The 16,308-nt window shown below is 65.5% G+C and carries 18 protein-coding genes; 7 read left to right on the forward strand and 11 right to left on the reverse strand.

Annotated elements, in window-relative coordinates; translation table 11 throughout:
- Positions 1-3 precede the first annotated feature (3 nt).
- Together LH400_RS12455 and LH400_RS12460 are read left to right on the forward strand one after the other, a co-directional pair.
- On the forward strand, positions 4-537 hold the full coding sequence (locus LH400_RS12455; protein WP_229153042.1) for a GNAT family N-acetyltransferase: 534 nt from the start codon (positions 4-6) through the stop codon (positions 535-537).
- A gap of 292 nt (positions 538-829) precedes the next feature.
- A complete protein-coding gene (locus LH400_RS12460; protein ID WP_229153043.1) occupies positions 830-1,042 on the forward strand; it encodes a cold-shock protein in 213 nt (70 codons plus the stop codon).
- Between the two features lie 193 nt (positions 1,043-1,235).
- Here the strand turns inward: LH400_RS12460 and LH400_RS12465 are convergent, their stop codons facing one another.
- The 11 genes from LH400_RS12465 to LH400_RS12515 form a co-directional block, all read right to left on the reverse strand.
- Positions 1,236-1,697: a GFA family protein gene (locus LH400_RS12465; RefSeq protein WP_229153044.1), complete on the reverse strand. Its 462-nt coding sequence runs from the start codon at positions 1,695-1,697 to the stop codon at positions 1,236-1,238.
- A 137-nt stretch (positions 1,698-1,834) separates the two neighbouring features.
- Positions 1,835-4,066 carry a xanthine dehydrogenase family protein molybdopterin-binding subunit gene (locus LH400_RS12470; RefSeq protein WP_229153045.1) on the reverse strand — a complete coding sequence of 744 codons (2,232 nt, stop codon included), beginning with the start codon at positions 4,064-4,066 and terminating at the stop codon, positions 1,835-1,837.
- Positions 4,063-5,052, reverse strand: a complete 990-nt coding sequence (locus LH400_RS12475) for an FAD binding domain-containing protein (RefSeq protein WP_229153046.1) — start codon at positions 5,050-5,052, stop codon at positions 4,063-4,065. Before LH400_RS12475 ends, LH400_RS12470 begins: the two co-directional genes overlap by 4 nt.
- Positions 5,049-5,561, reverse strand: coding sequence for a 2Fe-2S iron-sulfur cluster-binding protein (locus tag LH400_RS12480; protein WP_370638380.1), 513 nt, complete (start codon positions 5,559-5,561; stop codon positions 5,049-5,051). Before LH400_RS12480 ends, LH400_RS12475 begins: the two co-directional genes overlap by 4 nt.
- Before the next feature lie 190 nt (positions 5,562-5,751).
- Positions 5,752-6,225: a PIN domain-containing protein gene (locus LH400_RS12485; protein WP_229153047.1), complete on the reverse strand. Its 474-nt coding sequence runs from the start codon at positions 6,223-6,225 to the stop codon at positions 5,752-5,754.
- Positions 6,226-6,504 (reverse strand): hypothetical protein, encoded by a 279-nt coding sequence (locus LH400_RS12490; protein WP_229153048.1) that lies wholly within the window; start codon positions 6,502-6,504, stop codon positions 6,226-6,228.
- Positions 6,505-6,581: 77 nt separating this feature from the next.
- Positions 6,582-7,157: a DUF447 domain-containing protein gene (locus LH400_RS12495; RefSeq protein WP_229153049.1), complete on the reverse strand. Its 576-nt coding sequence runs from the start codon at positions 7,155-7,157 to the stop codon at positions 6,582-6,584.
- 37 nt (positions 7,158-7,194) lie between these two features.
- Positions 7,195-8,595, reverse strand: coding sequence for a DUF6513 domain-containing protein (locus LH400_RS12500; protein WP_229153050.1), 1,401 nt, complete (start codon positions 8,593-8,595; stop codon positions 7,195-7,197).
- 92 nt (positions 8,596-8,687) lie between these two features.
- Positions 8,688-9,341, reverse strand: a complete 654-nt coding sequence (locus LH400_RS12505) for an amino acid kinase family protein (RefSeq protein ID WP_229153051.1) — start codon at positions 9,339-9,341, stop codon at positions 8,688-8,690.
- A gap of 213 nt (positions 9,342-9,554) precedes the next feature.
- Complete coding sequence (locus LH400_RS12510) at positions 9,555-10,643, reverse strand: (5-formylfuran-3-yl)methyl phosphate synthase (protein ID WP_229153052.1); 1,089 nt, start codon at positions 10,641-10,643, stop codon at positions 9,555-9,557.
- Complete coding sequence (locus LH400_RS12515) at positions 10,640-11,107, reverse strand: DUF3280 domain-containing protein (protein ID WP_229153053.1); 468 nt, start codon at positions 11,105-11,107, stop codon at positions 10,640-10,642. Before LH400_RS12515 ends, LH400_RS12510 begins: the two co-directional genes overlap by 4 nt.
- Positions 11,108-11,412: 305 nt before the next feature.
- Here LH400_RS12515 and LH400_RS12520 point away from each other — a divergent pair, with 305 nt between their 5' ends.
- From LH400_RS12520 to LH400_RS12540, 5 genes are all read left to right on the forward strand, one after another.
- Positions 11,413-12,594, forward strand: coding sequence for an ABC transporter substrate-binding protein (locus LH400_RS12520; protein ID WP_229153176.1), 1,182 nt, complete (start codon positions 11,413-11,415; stop codon positions 12,592-12,594).
- A gap of 190 nt (positions 12,595-12,784) precedes the next feature.
- Positions 12,785-14,182 (forward strand): sensor histidine kinase, encoded by a 1,398-nt coding sequence (locus LH400_RS12525; RefSeq protein WP_229153054.1) that lies wholly within the window; start codon positions 12,785-12,787, stop codon positions 14,180-14,182.
- The gene (locus LH400_RS12530) at positions 14,179-14,832 is read left to right on the forward strand and encodes a response regulator transcription factor (protein ID WP_229153055.1); all 654 of its coding nucleotides are present in this window, start codon (positions 14,179-14,181) and stop codon (positions 14,830-14,832) included. The genes LH400_RS12525 and LH400_RS12530 overlap by 4 nt, the downstream gene beginning before the upstream one ends.
- A gap of 186 nt (positions 14,833-15,018) precedes the next feature.
- Positions 15,019-15,234 carry a hypothetical protein gene (locus LH400_RS12535; protein ID WP_229153056.1) on the forward strand — a complete coding sequence of 72 codons (216 nt, stop codon included), beginning with the start codon at positions 15,019-15,021 and terminating at the stop codon, positions 15,232-15,234.
- A 72-nt stretch (positions 15,235-15,306) separates the two neighbouring features.
- A complete protein-coding gene (locus LH400_RS12540; protein ID WP_229153057.1) occupies positions 15,307-16,281 on the forward strand; it encodes a PQQ-dependent catabolism-associated beta-propeller protein in 975 nt (324 codons plus the stop codon).
- Positions 16,282-16,308 lie beyond the last annotated feature (27 nt).

Consider the following 16,308-nt stretch of genomic DNA (forward strand, 5'->3'; position numbering starts at 1 on the left):
GCCATGACACAAGTGCCGGCGCATCTCGTCCAGATCGTGCCATTCGACGAGACGTATGCCGGTGCCGTCCGCGACCTCTTCGTCACGGTGAACCGCGCTCTCGCGCCACCGGACCGCCGCGCGGCATTCGAAGACTATATCGCGCGATCCATCGCCGCGGAGATCGGCCGCATCGCCGACTACTACCGCGAGCGGCACGGCTCTTTTCGCTTGGCCATTGAGGGCGATCGCCTGCGCGGCATGTACGGCCTCGAGGCGACCGGTCCCGGCCGCATGGAACTGCGCAGGATGTATGTCGCGCCCGACTTTCAGCGGCGGGGCCTCGCGCGGCGAATGCTTGCCGACGCCGAAGCGGTCTGCCGCGCAACCGGGAGTACCGTCCTCGAACTCTCGACCTCGGAACTGCAGCAACCGGCCCTGGCGCTCTATCGCGGTGCGGGATTCGACCTCCTGCGCGAGGAGATCGCCGAGACCGGCAGCAACAAGACCATCGGTGGCGGTATCAGGCGGTTTCATTTCGAGAAGCGTCTCGGCTGATTGCCGGTGCTATAACCCCAGAAGCCGCATCGCGAAGACCGGCTGTCGCCCCCTTCGCACAGCAGGATCGTCGGCGACAGCGCTTCTCCCTCGCGCGATTTTCAGAAATATTCGGCCGTGCTCTTGTGATTCTTTTCGCTTTCCGCCATATTCGCAATGTCGATAGACGGCCGGACTTGGGCCCAGCGCTGAATTTCAGCGCGCTGTTCAAAGATTCTTCCTTCCCCATCGATCTACAACGATCCGAAGGATTTTCGGATCGATCTGAACTATGTCTTGGAAAGGGTTTCCCATGACGACGGGAACCGTTAAGTGGTTTAATTCTCAAAAGGGCTTCGGCTTCATCGCGCCTGATGACGGCGGCGCTGACGCCTTCGTCCACATCAGCGCCGTTGAGCGCGCCGGACTGAGCGACCTGCAGGACGGCCAGAAGGTCTCCTACGAGCTCGTTTCCGACCGCCGCACCGGCAAGAAGTCGGCCGACAACCTCCAGGTTGTCTCCTAAGCTCTTTCCGCGGCCGTAAGGCTCGCGGACCGTCCGCGTCGAGAGCGGGCCGACCACGGATGTACTGGCGGCCCAACCGACGCGTTGACGACAACATCGCGCATCGCGCTGAAAAGGCCCTACTTCGAAGGAAGTGGGGCCTTTTTCGTATAGGGTGCCTAATCTACTGCCGCTCGCTTGCAGCAGGGTTCGATCAGCCGGTCCACTGCGCATAGGCCGCGAGAAGCTCCGGAAATGCGTCTTGCGGCGGGAAGCGTTCGAAGCTGTGCTCCGCTCCGGCCGTCACGAACGGCATGCTTTCGCTGGTGAAGGTCTCGACATAGGGCGGGAAGGCCGGCGCATCGTCGAACATTGCGGAGCGGATGTTGACGAGGTCGTCCATCCCCTCAGGTCGGGTGAACAGCCAGCTCATGCACCAGCCGCAGAAATAGTGCCGCGTCGGGCCGTGCAGTCCGCCGATCACCGGCTCGCCGCTCGTTATGGTGAGGGCGTCGGCCGGATAGAGCGCGCTCAGCGAGAAGGCGCTCGACGTCATCTTCCGGCACCCGGTGCAATGGCAGGCCATGGTGATCAGCGGCCGGCCCCGCGCTGCAATCTGTACGCGCCCGCAACGGCAGCTCGCCTCGTGAACGGCATCCGTTCCTCCTGAGATCATCGCTCGTCTCCCTGTCAGCGTTCCGCCCCTTCCTGCGCCACAGGACGATCCGTTTTGCAAGCTGGGTCCGAAAACGAGAAAGGGCCGGTGCGATGATCCGCACCGGCCCTTTCGAAGGCTGTTGTCGGGCAGTCGGCTCAGGCCGCGTCGTCGATATCCGCCGGCATGCCCGCCAGCACCTTGTCGAGCGTCATCGGATAGTCGCGCACCCTGACGCCGCAGGCGTTGTAGATCGCGTTGGTGACGGCCGCGCCGACGCCCGCAAGGGCGAGTTCGCCGATTCCCTTGCCCGCGAGCGGGCTCGCATAGGGATCATGCTCGGGCAGGAGCACGACTTCCAGCTTCGGCACGTCCGCATTCACCGGAACGTGGTATTCGGCCAGATCGTGATTGACGAGGAGGCCGCTGCGCGTGTCGACGACGAGTTCCTCGGTCAGCGCTGAACCGATACCCCAGATCTGACCGCCATAGCACTGCGAGGTGGCGGTCTTCTCGTTGAGGATGCGGCCGGCCGCGGCCACGGTCAGGAGCCGCTTCACCCGAGTCTCCCCGGTATAGGCGTTGACCGCGACCTCGCAGAAATGCGCGCCATAGCTTGCCTGCGTGTAGTCCTCGTCGGTCTTGCCAGGCTCGATCGTGCCGAGTTCGGTCAGCGTCTCGCCGTTCAGGATTTCCTTAAACGGGATCTGCCGATTGCTGGCAATGGCTTGGCCGTCCTTGAGCGTCAGCCCGTCCGCCTCGACGCCGAGCCGCTGCGCGAGCTTCCCGATCACCGCTTCACAGGCGACATAGACCGACGAACCCGCGCTATTCGCGCCCCAGGAGCCGCCAGAGCCCGAGGAGGGCGGCAGGTCGGTATCGCCGAGGATGACGTCGACATCCGCGACCGGCAAGCCCAGCATCTCCGCAGCGATCTGCTGCAGGATGGTGTAGGTGCCGGTGCCGATGTCGGTCATCGAGGTCTTCACCGTCGCCCTGCCGTCCGGCGAGAGCGAGACCTCGGCCGAGGACTTCATCATCTGGTTCTTGCGCGACGCGGCGGCCGTGCCGTAGCCGATCAGCCATTCGCCGTTGCGCGTCGAGCCCGGCTTCTTCGGCCGCTGGTCCCAGCCGAAGCGCTTGGCGCCCTCTTCGAAACAGGCCATCAGCTTGCGCGAGGAAAACGGCTTGTCGTCCTGCGGGTCCTTGTCCGGCTCGTTCAGCCTGCGGAATTCGATCGGATCTAGGCCGAGATTTTCGGCTGCCTCGTCCATCGCGTTCTCGAAGGCCAGCATGCCCACCGCTTCGCCCGGCGCACGCACCGCCGAGGTCATCAGGATGTCGGTCTCGGCGAGACGATGGGTGATCCTGCGGTTCTCCCCCGCATAAAGGAAGACCGAGGAAACGCCGGCCGGCTCGAAGAAGCCGTTGCCCGGGGAGTTGGTTGCGATGATCTCGTGCCCAAGCGCGACGATCTTGCCCGCCTTGGTGGTCCCGATGCGGACGCGCTGGATCGTCTCGGACCGGCGCGAGGTCGCCTGGTAGACCTGCGGCCGGGCAAGCGCGAGCTTCACCGGGCGTCCTGCTGCCCGCGCGCCGAGCGCGGCGAGCACCGCATCCGGCCCGATGCCGAGCTTGTTGCCGAAGCCGCCGCCGATATAGGGGCTGAGCAGGCGGACCTTCTCGACCGGCACGCCGACGCCGTTGGCGATCTGCTTGACGTTCGATTCCAGCAACTGGCAGGACGACCACACGGTGAGCTTGTCGCCATCCCATTTGGCGACGCTCGCCTGTGGCTCCATCGCCGAGGAATGGTGGCTGGGTGTCGTATAGGTCTGGTCGAACTGGACATCGGCCTCGGCGAAGGCCTTTTCGAAGTCGCCGCGTTCGGTGTCCGCGGGCATCACGCCCTGGTCCGACTTGCGGCCCTCGCCCTTCACCTTGTCGAGGTCGAAGCGACCGTCCGTCGGCTGGTAGGACACCTTGACCAGCTTGGCCGCGTGGCGCGCGGCCTCGAAACTGGTGGCAACGATGACGGCCACCGGCTGGCCGTAGTGGAAGACCTCGCCGTCGACCGTCTGTGCGGCCGGGCTCATCGGCTGGGCCGAGGAGCGCAGGATCTTGTCGCCCGAGACGACCGCGAGGACGCCGGGGGCGGCCTTTGCCGCACGTTCGTCGATCCCGGTGATCTTGCCCTTGCCGATACCGGCCGTCACGACAAAGCCGTAGCCGATCTCCTTTTCATCGAGGAGATGCTCATAGGCATAAGGTGCCCGGCCGCAAACCTTGAGCGGCCCCTCGAAGCGGTCCAGCGGCTTGCCGATGACGCCCTGCGTCGCCCGGTCGAGCCGGGTTTCGCCGATATTCTTGTCCATTACATGGGTGTTCATCGGCCGGCTCCCTCGGTCACGTCGCGCAGCACCGCAATCAGCGTGCGGCGGGCAAGCGGTATCTTGAAGTCGTTCTCACCCTGGCCCTTGGCCTCGGCGAGCAGAACGTCGGCGGCCTTCTGGAAGGTCGCAGTCGTCGGCGCCTCGCCGACGAGCGCGCGTTCGACCGCCGCATCTCGCCACGGCATGTGCGCGAGACCGCCAAAGGCGAGACGGGCATCGGTGATCTTGCCGCCGTCGGTCTTGACAACGGCGGCGACCGAGACGAGCGCGAAGGCGTAGGACGCACGGTCGCGCACCTTACGATACATGTGAACGCCACCGATCGGCACCGGCAGACGGACCGCCGTGATCAGCTCACCCGGCTCCAGCACGTTCTCGATCTCCGGCGTGTCGCCCGGCAGACGGTAGAATTCGCCGAGCGCGATCTCGCGGGCCGACCCGTCGCCCTTCATCGTCTCGACCACGGCATCGAGCGCGCGCATCGCCACCGCCATGTCGGAGGGGTGTGTCGCGATACATTTGTCGCTCGCGCCGAGAATGGCGTGGATGCGATTGAAGCCGCCGATCGCGCCGCAGCCGGAGCCCGGCTCGCGCTTGTTGCAGGGCGTCGTCGTGTCGTAGAAATAGTAGCACCGGGTCCGCTGCAGGAGATTGCCGCCAGTCGAGGCCTTGTTGCGCAACTGGCCCGACGCGCCGGCGAGCAGCGCGCGCGACAGCACCGGATAGTTCTCCGCGATGCGCGGATCGGCGGCAAGATCGGCATTCGGCACCAGCGCGCCGATGCGCAAGCCGCCGTCCGCGGTCTCCTCGATCGTCTTCAGCGGGAGACGGGTGATGTCGACCAGCGCCTCGGGCGTCTCCACCTCGAGCTTCATCAGGTCGAGGAGGTTGGTGCCCCCGGCGATGAAACGGGCCGCGCCGCCCTTCGCCAGCCGGCCGGCCTCGGCGAGATCGCTGGCGCGCGAATATTGAAACTCTCTCATGCCGGCTCCTTCGTCTTGTCGCTCGCGGTCCGGATGGCGTCGACGATGTTCGGATAGGCCGAGCAACGGCAGATGTTTCCGCTCATGCGCTCGGAAATCTCGGTGTCGCTGAGGTCCTGCGAACCCGTCAGCCTGTCGCTGACATGGCTCGGCCAATTGTCCTTCACCTCGCCGAGCATGCCGACGGCGGAGACGATCTGGCCGGGCGTGCAATAGCCGCACTGATAGCCATCGTGATGGAGGAAAGCCTCCTGCATCGGATGCAGGCGGCCCGGCTCACCGAGCCCCTCGATCGTGGTGATCTCGTCGCCCTCATGCATGACGGCGAGGGTCAGGCAGGAGTTGATGCGCCGGCCGTTGACGAGGACGGTGCAGGCGCCGCACTGGCCATGGTCGCAGCCCTTCTTGGTGCCGGGCAGAGCGAGATGGTCGCGCAGGGCGTCGAGAAGCGACGTCCTGATATCGGCATCGAGCTCGCGCTCGGTTCCGTTGACGGTCAATCTGATCACGTGAAATCCCTTCGGTTTCGGCGTCAGACGCCGCCACGCGCTGCGGCAGTCTGGAACGGTTCGAAATCTGCAGGGACAACTATGGGAAGGGCGGAAAGGTTCGAGGGTGAGACGATCTGTTCAGACACGGGCGATCGATAGGCGGCTATGGGCCCGCTTCCTACGGCTATAGCCTCACGTTCGGCGAAGTTTACCTGAACCCCGGCCGCGCAGCTTGGACATGGGCAAAATTGATCGCCTCAAATCCAGCATGCTCGGCTGCAAGATACAGATCGAGATCGTCGGTCAGTAGGACTGCGCCCGTTTCCGCCAAGCACAAGCTGACGCTGTCAGGCAGACCCAGTCTGGTAAACTCGGCTCTGCGGACTGCCGTTTTGCTCTCGATGCTTTGCTCCGTCGCTGTCAGAATGAATCTAGAAAAAAGTTCTGTCAGCCGAGAACGGAGAGGATCGCCGATCTGTCGAAGAAGGTTCGACATTTCGGTCAGAATGTGCGGAGTGAAGATCAACTCGGAAGCCGGGGACACAAGCTCCTGAAGTATCTCGAAATCGCGCTGATCGTAGGCGCGCAGTTTCTTGTGCCTAGCGATGAGGTCGGTGCCGAAGAGGCCGACGACCAGCAGGACGGCGAGATTGGTGTCAAGGAGGACCGGCTTTGCCGCCATCTAGTCCAGGTTCTCGCGCTTCGTAAAGGAAAGGACCTGTCCATCCGCATCACGGACTTTCACGACCCGGTAGGCGCGACGAATGGCGGGCTCTCCTGTGATCGTAGTGATGGCATTGCGCGACGAGTTCCATGGGCGTGAGAACCCAAGCGTGATATTCCAAGCCTGCTCTTCTTCGTTGTAGACGACTTCCTCAAGGCCGAGATTCGCGATATTCTCGTCTGCCAGTAGATCTGTGACATAATCCTTGGCAATTTTCGCAGCGAGCTTAACTTGCATGCCAGTCTCCCGAAGCCGAGCACTTCGCCCCTTTTAAACCAACATATACCAGAAGATCCACACATCTCGGAAAGGCTTCAGCGCCCCGCCTCCACCTCGGCGAGGTGCGCGATCACGCTTTCAAGCAGCCAGTACCAGGCCTGCTCCTCGTCCGGGCCCGCGGTCTTGTCGATGGCGATCTTCAGATAGGCGATCTCGTCCTCGATCTTGTCCGGCGGCAGCATCTTCAGGCGGCTGACGAGGATCGCGGCTTCGAGGACGGCGGCCTTGGCCCGGTTCATCCCCTGGAACGGCCGGTGCTGACCCGAGGCGGCGACGCGGCAGGAAAAGCGCGGCCGCGTCTCGTCCTCCTTCACCGACACGACCTCGAGGACGTCGTGCGCGAGAGCCGCTTCGAGGCGGGGGACGTCGCAGCCCGGAACGGGAGCGAGCGGCCAGTCCTTGCGGCCGGTCAGGCAGCCGGCGAAGATCTTCGCCTCGTCGGTGTAGTTCACGATGGCGATCCCCGTCGCCTCGACGTTCGCGAGCGTCGTCGAGGGGCGGAAGGGCGCGATCACCCAATGCTCGCCCTCCTGGATGATCCCGAGCGGCGCGATATGCACCGCGCCGTCGGGCGAGCGCGTGGTGAGGATCGTTTCGCGGATATAGGGCATGGGTCGTCTTTCTCGTGCCGGATGCAGCGCCTGTCGCTCAGGAGGTCTGCTTCTTCGCCTTCAACGTATGTCCGGCGGCTTCCAGCCGGGTGCGATCCTCTTCCCGGCGCGGCGCGGCGACGCCGAAGTCGAGGCCGGTATCCTGCGCGTAGCGCTTGCCGAGCCGCCAGGCGATCTCCGCCTTCTGGAGCTCTGCCCCGAGATAGAAGGCATGGCCCGCGTCGTCCCCGACATCGAGATGGGGAAAGAACTCGAAGGCATCCGTCTCCACCACATGGACGTCGCGATTGTAGAGATGGACACCGTCCTCCGCCGTCTCGATGCGATAATTGCGGTCGCGGATCGTCGCCGCCTGGTCGGCGAGTTCCTGCGGCGTCGCCGCGAACGGCTTGACGTCGTGGACCTGGAGCAGGCCCTTCGAATAGCCCCGCGGCAGGGCGTTATCGGCGCGCGCGGCATAGAGCATGCGCCGGGCCGCATCGTGCTCGGCGACCGTCTCGCGCGTATGCGGGCTGACATGGACGACGAGAAGATTGCGGATGGCGAGTTCCGAGCAGATGCCGAGGAGGGTCGCGGTGATGCCGGACGTGTCGGCGTCGGTGAGTTCGGTGAGATTGCCGGTGCCCATCAGGATCTCGATGTCCGGATGGCGCGCGCGCAATTGGTGGTAGCGCACCAGCGAGGCCGAGAACCCAAAATGGATGGGATCGAGGATCGAGTCGGCGATGAAGTCGATCCCCATCTGCCGCGCCCGCTCGATCGCCCGGTCGAGCGAGGCTTCGTCCTGCGGCGTCGTCGGCACGAGAATCGGCACGGCACCGCCGGCCTCGGCGACTTCCATGCGCTCCTCGGTAAGGCTCAGGAGGAAGTCCGCGCCGGCCCGGGTCGCGCGCCGCAATTCTTCCGGGTCGGCCGAATCGACGCTGACGCCGAAGCCGTCCGCCTTCAGGGCCTGCACCGTCTCCTCCAGATGCGGGAACGGCGTGTCGGGCAGGCAGCCGAGATCGATCACCTCGGCGCCGGCCGCGCGCATCGGCTGGGCGCGTGCGAGGATCGCCTCCACCGATAGGGCGGAAGCGTCGACGATCTCGGCGAAGATGCGCATGTCGTGCCGGGAGAGATCCGGCGGCGCGCCCTTGCGGCCGAGAAAGGCTGGAAGATCCGCTAGCTCGTCCGGGCCGCGAGTGAACGGCACGCCGAACACTTCGGAGAGGCGGTCGAGATCGGCCCGGCAGCGGCCGGGCAGGATCACGCCGTCGGCCTCAACCGGCCGCTCGAGCCGGCGCTCGATGATCTCGCCGGTGGCGAGCGCCGCGACCTTCACCCCGATATCGGCAATCGCCCAGTCGAAGTCGGTCTCGCCGAGCCCGGCGAGCACGCGTTCGAGCCGGGGTCGGGCCAGATGCCCGGTCAAAAAGAGCAGTCGCTGTCTCGCCATGACCGGCTATGTCGGGTATTTGCGTCGGCTTGAAAAGCCTCGGCCGGCACGAGATGCGTCAAACTTCTCGCCGCCGGCTGTCGCCGCGCGGGTCAGGGTGCCGCCAGTTCCGGCACCGGGCGGCGCAGCGCAAGAAGCCGCCCGGGTATGTCGCCATCGGCAAGCCGCACCCCGGCCGCCGACATGTCTGCGGGACCCGCGACATAGACCCTCGTCCCGGCGTTCAGATGCTTGCCGAAGCTCTCGTCGACGATATGAGCGCCGACCAGCGCCTCGACCGTCGCTTCGAGCGGCACGTCGATCTGCTTGAACAGGCAGAGTCGCGCCTGCGGCAGCCTTGCCGCGAGCCAGGCTGAAAGCGAGTCCGACGTCACCGTCCAGTCGTGCGCGAGTTCCGGCGCACCCAGCGCCAGGTCGCGCGGCATCCAGACCGGGATCTTTCCTGCCTCGATCGCCCGGTGGATCGCCGCGATGTCGCGGGCCTTCACCATCCGTTGCCCAAGCGACACCAGCGCGCAGCCGAACTGCTCCATGGCGAGGATCGCCATTTCATGCGCCGCATCGTCATCATAGGCGATCTGTCGTTGATACATCCGCACCGTATCGGCGAAGGGCCCGCCCCCGGGCACCACGACCAGCGGCCCGCGCGCCTGCTCGATCGCCGCGACCCAGCGCTTGAGATCGGGAGAACTCGCCGAACTGCCACCGAATTTGACGACGAGGATGCCTTTAGTTTCCTTTTCCATTTGCCCGCCCCGGACGCGTTTCACACCGCGTGTGCTGACCTTTCGGCCGCACGCGCACTCCCTGCCCTGGCGGCCTTGCTGCGGCCGCTTCTCGATCGTGGGGGTTCCAAGCCTCCCGCCCGGCAACCCCGTCGCCATCTCCTGGCGATCTCAAAGGGAAATCATCGCCTCATTGCGCAAAAGAACAAGGGGGCACGATCAAATCCGTGACGATTATGTGTCGAGATCGGTCCGCCTTCGCGTCAATTCGATGCCCACCGCGCCGGGGCCGAGCGCAAGTTTTTCCACCCGCACCGTTACCTCGTGCACACGGCGATCGGCAAGAATCGCCCGGCACAGCGACAGCGCCAGCGTCTCGACGAGATCAGTGTGGCCGCGCTCGCCGAGGGCCCGGATCGCGTCCATGATGACGTCGTAGGAATAGATGTCGCCCATGGTCTCGGCGTCCGGCCGGATCCGGTCGATCTGTGCCTCCACGGAAAACCGGACATCCTGGCGCCGTCCGCGCTCATGGCCATAGGCGCCGATCTCCATCGCCATCGTCATGTCGCGCACGAAGATGCGGTCTTTCGCCACTCCCGCGCCGACGCTCTCCGTCGAAGGGCCATGGATCAGGCCGGCGATCCGCCGCACCGCGGGAAGGTCGACCGGGCCGTCGCGCCGGCCGGCGGCGAGCGCGCCGCGAAAGCCGAGATAGTCCGGCTCCAGCACGAGGAGGCGCGGCACGTCCGGCGGTTCCAGCGATCCGGCGAGCCCGGTCATCAGGCCGAGTCCCCTCGCCCGCTCCAGGAAGCTGCCAAGACTGGCGACCGAGAGATGCGACAGGAGGCCCTTCGGCCCACCGCCAGCCGGAGCGCCCTCGCCGCCGGTCTTCCCGATCGTGTCGATCATCGCGCCGGCAAAGCCCGCTTCCGCGAGCAAAGGCAGAAGATCGAAGTCCGGGTCGCCGTCGGCGAAGAAGACGGCAACGAGCCGGATCCTTTCGGCGAGCGGCCGGAGAGCGCTTATCACCGCCTCGCGCTCGCGCCGGCTCGCCGGGAACAGGCCGATCTTGACGAAGTCGGCCGCGGCGCGCGCCTCCACCTCGGCCGAGACGATGCGCGGCTCCATCGGCAGGTCGCCCGCCACCGCCGAGACCGGCCGGCGGCCAGCGACGCGGACGATCGTCGCCTTAAGGACCGCGGGCGGAACCGCGCCGAGCGCGCCCTTCGACGGGTCCTTCAGATCGACGATGTCGGCGCCGCCCTCGATCACGATCCCGGCCTCGTCCGGACCGGTGACACTGGCCAGAAGCTTGGTCACTTCAGGCTCTCGAACTGCGTCTTCAGGACGTTTTTCCACAGATAGTCGATGCCGCGCTGCCAGCTCTCGTCGGTATTCGAGCGGATGTCGGCGCTGCCGCGGGCGATCTGCTTCCCAGTGCCGACGTCGAAGGCATAGGCGTTGATGTTGAGAATGAGGTTCGACACCTTCTGCACCGTGCCGATGACGGCGATATCGGCGCCGATATCCTTGGCGAAGGTGACCGCGCAATTGCCGCAGTTCTGAAGGTTCTGCTTCTTCGCCCTCGCCTCGACCGGCTGGGTGTCGACGATCGCGAAGTCCGGCAGCGCCCCGATGTCCTCGCGCAGCGTCGGCGCCATCTTGTCGAGGCGCGCCGTCTGGGCCGAATCCTCGCCCAACATCTGCCCCTCGAGGCTCGAATCGATCAGCTCGAAGTCGAACACCGCGACGTTCCGCTCCGCCGCAAGCGCCGGTGCCGCCATGGCCGCGAGCGCCGCCAGAACCAGGACAACGGGAAAAAGTCTCGCTTGCCTTACGAGGTCACGTCCGTAACTCATCTCTTGCCTGAACATCTCGCTCCTCCGCGACTGCGGCGCCCACACCGGTCCCTAGTGATAGCGCCCGGAAAGTGCGAGACAAATCGGCGACGGAAGGAGACATCCGCATCGGGCCCTGTGCAGCCGGCCGGATGTACGGGAGGACGATCTTGCTGAAACACTTTGCCAAACTCGCACGGGCCACCGCGACCGGTTCGGTCCTTTTGGCGCTCGTCTCGGCGCCTGCGCTGATGTTTGCGAGCCCTGGAACCGCACAGGCGGCCGCGGCGAATGCCGCCGGCGAGAAGCAGATGCAGGAGGTCAAGATCGGCTATCTGCGCACCTATGAGCGCACGCTGGCGCTCTCGGTGCTCGACATCCCGCCGGAGGACATCGGTCTTGCCGGCGCGAAGGTCGCGATCGCCGACAACGACACGACCGGTTCCTTCCTGGGCCAGAAGTTCACCTTCGTTCCGGTGACGCTCGCGCCGGGCGAAGACGCGGTCGCGGCGGCCGAGACGATGCTCGGCGACGGTGTCCACTACATCGTCACCGATCTTTCGGCCGAGGACACGCTGAAGGTCGCGGATCTTGCCGAGAAAAGCGGCGCGCTCGTGCTCAATGCCGGGGCCGAGGACGACCGGCTGCGCCAGGAGGACTGCCGCTCCAACATGCTGCACATCGCCCCGTCGCGGGCGATGCTGACCGACGGCCTGGCGCAATATCTGATGTGGAAGCAGTGGCGCGACTGGGCGCTGGTCGAGGGCGAGCATCCGGCCGACCAGGCCTTCGCCGACGACCTGAAGCGGGCCGCGACGAAGTTCGGCGGCAAGATCGTCGGTGAGAAGGTGTTCGAGGACAAGGGCGGCGCCCGGGCCACTGATTCCGGTCAGGCGCTGGTGCAACGCCAGATCCCGGTCTTCCTGCAGGACCTGCCCGATCACGACGTCCTGCTCGTCGCCGACGAAAGCGAGGTCTTCGGCACCTATGTGCCCTGGCGCACCTGGATCCCGCGCCCCGTCGCCGGCACCGCCGGCCTTGTCCCCGGTTCCTGGCACCCGGCAAGCGAACAATGGGGCGGCGCGCAGATCCAGAACCGCTTCGAGAAGGCGGCGGGCCGGCGCATGCAATCCAAGGACATGCAGGCTTGGACCGCCGTGCGCGTCATCGGCGAGGCGACCTCGCGGACCCAGTCGGTCGATCCGCAAAAGGTCGATGCCTACATCAAGGGGCCCGACTTCACCGTCGCCGCCTTCAAGGGCCAGCGCCTGACCTTCCGCGACTGGAACTGGCAGCTGCGCCAGCCGGTCCTGCTCGGCGAGGAGAATTCCGTGGTGACGGCGTCGCCGCAGGAGGGCTTCCTGCATCAGGTGTCGGAACTCGATACGCTGGGGTTCGACCGGCCGGAGACCAAGTGCGTGTTCAAGGACTGACGACCCGGCAGGAAGCACCTGACCGGGATATGGCAAACGATGCCAGCGGCCTTTGGGCAAGGCGGCCGAGAGGCGCGGAGGCTTCTGGCGAGGGCTCTGGCGATGTAGGACTTGGACCGTCTCCCATGTCGCCGCGGCAGGCCGAGCCATCGCCGCGCGCCAGAACCAGGGTCGGTGCATCGTCTTCGCCGTGTCATTGAAAGCCCGCCTCGCCGCCACGCTGACCATCGCCTTCCTGGTGATCCTCCTGATCGGCGGGATCGTCACCTACAAACAGGCGCGCGACAATATCGTCACCGAACTCAGCGCCGCGCGCAGCGTCGCGATGAACCGGGTTGCGCAACTCGTCGCCGAACTGCCGGCGACGCGCGACGTGCCGGGAAAGCTTGCCGCCTTCGTGCGGACCTTCAACGGCGACCGGCACGTCAAGGTGATCCTGATCAACTCGCTCGGCGTGATCGCCGACCAGTCCAGGCTCGCCAAGGACTATGATTCGATGCCGGACTGGTTCGTCCAGCTTTTGGCGCCCGATCCATCGACGACGATCATGCCGCTGTCGGCGATTTCTGCACCGGTCACCTCCGTCGCCATCCTCGTCGATCCGCGCAACGAGCTGGCCGACACCTGGTTCGACCTCCTGACCGGGCTGGCGATCCTCATCCTCTTCGTGGTCATCGCCTTCGTCGCGGTCTGGATGGTCGCAGGCCGGGCTCTGCGGCCCCTCGCGACGATCGAGGCTGCGTTCGTGCGCATCGGCACGGGCGACTATGACGGCAAGGTTCACCCGTTCGGACCGCCCGAGATGCGGCGGCTGGCGGAGGGACTGAACGTCATGAACCGGCGGCTCGAGGAGATCTCCGCCCGCAATCGGCGGCTCTCGGAGCAGCTCCTGCGCCTGCAGGACGAGGAGCGCGCCGATCTCGCCCGCGACCTTCACGACGAGGTCGGGCCGCTGCTCTTCGCGATCGACGTCGACGCTTCGGCGATCGCAAGGCTGGCAAGGCCCGGGAACGCTCTCGAAGCGGACAAGGTCGCCCCCCTGCGCTCGCGGGCGGAGGCGATCAAGGCGGCCTCGCATCGCGCCCGCAAGGAGGTCCGCCGCATCCTCACCAATCTCAGGCCCGGCACGATGCCAGGGCTCGGCCTCAAGGCTTCGCTCGACGACATGCTGGAGGATCTGGCGCGTCGGCACACCGACGTTCGCTTCACCGCCCAGGTCCCGGACGGCGACTGGGGCGGCACGCTGGAGGTCCTCGTGCTGAGAGCCGTTCGCGAAGCCGTCAACAATGCATTGCGCCACGGTCGGCCGTCGCACATATCGATCAGGATCACCGCCGATGGCGGCCGCCTCTCCTTCGCCGTGACCGACGACGGCGGCGGTCTTCAGACGGGCGGAACGGGTGGCGGGTTCGGCCTGATCGGCATGCGCGAGCGGGTCGAGGCCGCCGGCGGGGAGCTGACGGTGAGCGAAATTTTCCTCCCGCCGGGCGTGAGCGTCGAAGGCTACGTGCCGCTGCCGAAGGGCACGGGACCTGCCGAGGGGTGGGACGACGGCGGCGGGGCCGCGATAAGCGAGGACGACGCATGAAGATCCTGATCGTCGATGACCACACGGTGGTTCGGGACGGCGTTCGGCGCCTGATCGAGAGCCTGAAGGTGAGCGAGATCGGCGAAGCCGAGACGCCATCCGAGGCCCTCGCCGTCTTCCGCAGGCTCAGGCCCGACGTCACCGTGCTCGACATCAACCTGAAGAACGGCAGCGGGCTCGACGTGCTCAGGCGCCTGCGAGCCGACGATCCGAAGGCCAGGATCGTCGTCTTCTCGATGTATTCCGACATTGTCTACGCCGCCTCGGCGCGCCGCGACGGGGCGCTCGGCTACGTTTCGAAAAGCGCGCCGTCCGACGAACTCCTCACCGCGATCGAAAAGGCGCTGGAGAACGAGGCCTATGTCGACAGGGAGACGGCGGCACTGATGGCCGAGCACGAGAGCGTCCGCTCCGGCGTGACCGACCTCTCCCGCCGCGAACTCCAGATCCTGCACATGCTGGGCGACGGCAAGAGCCTCACCGACATCGCCGAGGGGCTCGGCGTCGCCTACAAGACCATCGCCAACACATCGACCCGGATGAAGGAAAAGCTTGGGGTCGAGCGGACCTCCGACCTCGTGCGCTTCGCGATCGAAACCAAAGGCGGCCGCATGCTCGAAGGTGGCGATCGATCGCATTCCGGGAAGTAGTCCCGTTGCTCTTCGGCAATCTCGTAAGCTAGCAATTCAATCGGCTGGTGTTCTCCACGGTTCGTCTCTCCCAAAGGCGAAACGTGGGGAACACCGGACACCGACGAACGAGACGGGAGGCTCGCTTTGACGATGATCGCTAAACTGGCATGTACCTGCGCATTCGCTTTCGCCGCCAGCGTCGCAATGGCTCAGGAATCGGATACGATCGAAGAGATGGCCTCCTCTGAGGAGGTTTCGAAGGTCGCCGAGACGCTGTCCAAGATCGGATGCACCGCAACCGCGGTCGAGAAGGAGAGCGACGACCTCTTCGAGATCGACGACGCGACATGCCAAATCGGCCAATACGACATCAAGCTCAACGGTGACTACAAGATCATCGTGATGTCGATCGACGAGTAACGAGCCGTCGCGCACCCTGCGTGGACGAGCAGGCGAGCATTCGCAGTCTGCTGCGGCTGATGGGAGGAATGATTGAGACGACTGCCCCTTGCGGCTCTCGCCGCGACGCTCGCGCTGTCGGCAAGCCCGGCCTACGCCTACAAGGTCTTCGTGTCGAACGAGAAGGGGAACGACGTCTCTGTTCTCGACTCCGAACAGGACTTTGCCGTTGTCGACACGTTCGCCGTCGGCCAGAGGCCGCGCGGCATCGCCGTCAGCCCGGACGGCAAGTCGCTCTACGTCTGCACGAGCGACGACGACATCATCAAAGAATTCGACACTAAGACGCATGCGTTCATCCGGACGCTGCCATCTGGCCCCGATCCTGAACTCCTGGTGGTGTCGCCCAGCGGCGACCAGCTCTATGCCGCCAATGAAGACGACAATCTCGTCACCGTCATCGACCTGAACACTGGTGCGCGCCTCGCCGAGATCCCGGTCGGCGTCGAGCCGGAGGGCATGGGTGTATCGCCAGACGGGCAGACCGTCGTCAATACGTCGGAAACGACGAACATGGCGCATTTCATCGACCGCGACAGCCAGCAGATCACCGCCAACGTTCTCGTCGATTCGCGACCCCGCTTCGCCCAGTACAAGCAGGACGGGACCGAGATCTGGGTGTCGGCGGAGATCGGCGGCACCGTATCGGTGATCGACGCCGCGACCAAGGTGGTCAAGCACAAGGTTACCTTCGATATCCCAGGCATCCGCTCCGGGGCGATCCAGCCGGTGGGCGTGCGCATCACCGACGATGGAACCAAGGCCTATATCGCGCTCGGACCGGCCAATCGTGTCGCAGTCGTCGATGCCAACACCTACGAGGTGGAGGACTATATCCTCGTCGGCCAGAGAGTTTGGCAGCTCGCCTTTTCGCCGGACCAGAAATATCTCTTCACCACCAACGGCCTATCAAACGACATCACGATCATCGACGTCGCATCCGACCGCGCCGTGAAGTCGGTTCAGGTCGGCCAGCAGCCATGGGGTCTCGCCGTCACGCCGGAATGATCGCGCGGCAACCGTCGCCCGCGCGAG

It is taken from the genome of Jiella soli (assembly GCF_020615385.1).
GTDB lineage: Bacteria > Pseudomonadota > Alphaproteobacteria > Rhizobiales > Rhizobiaceae > VKMB-3413.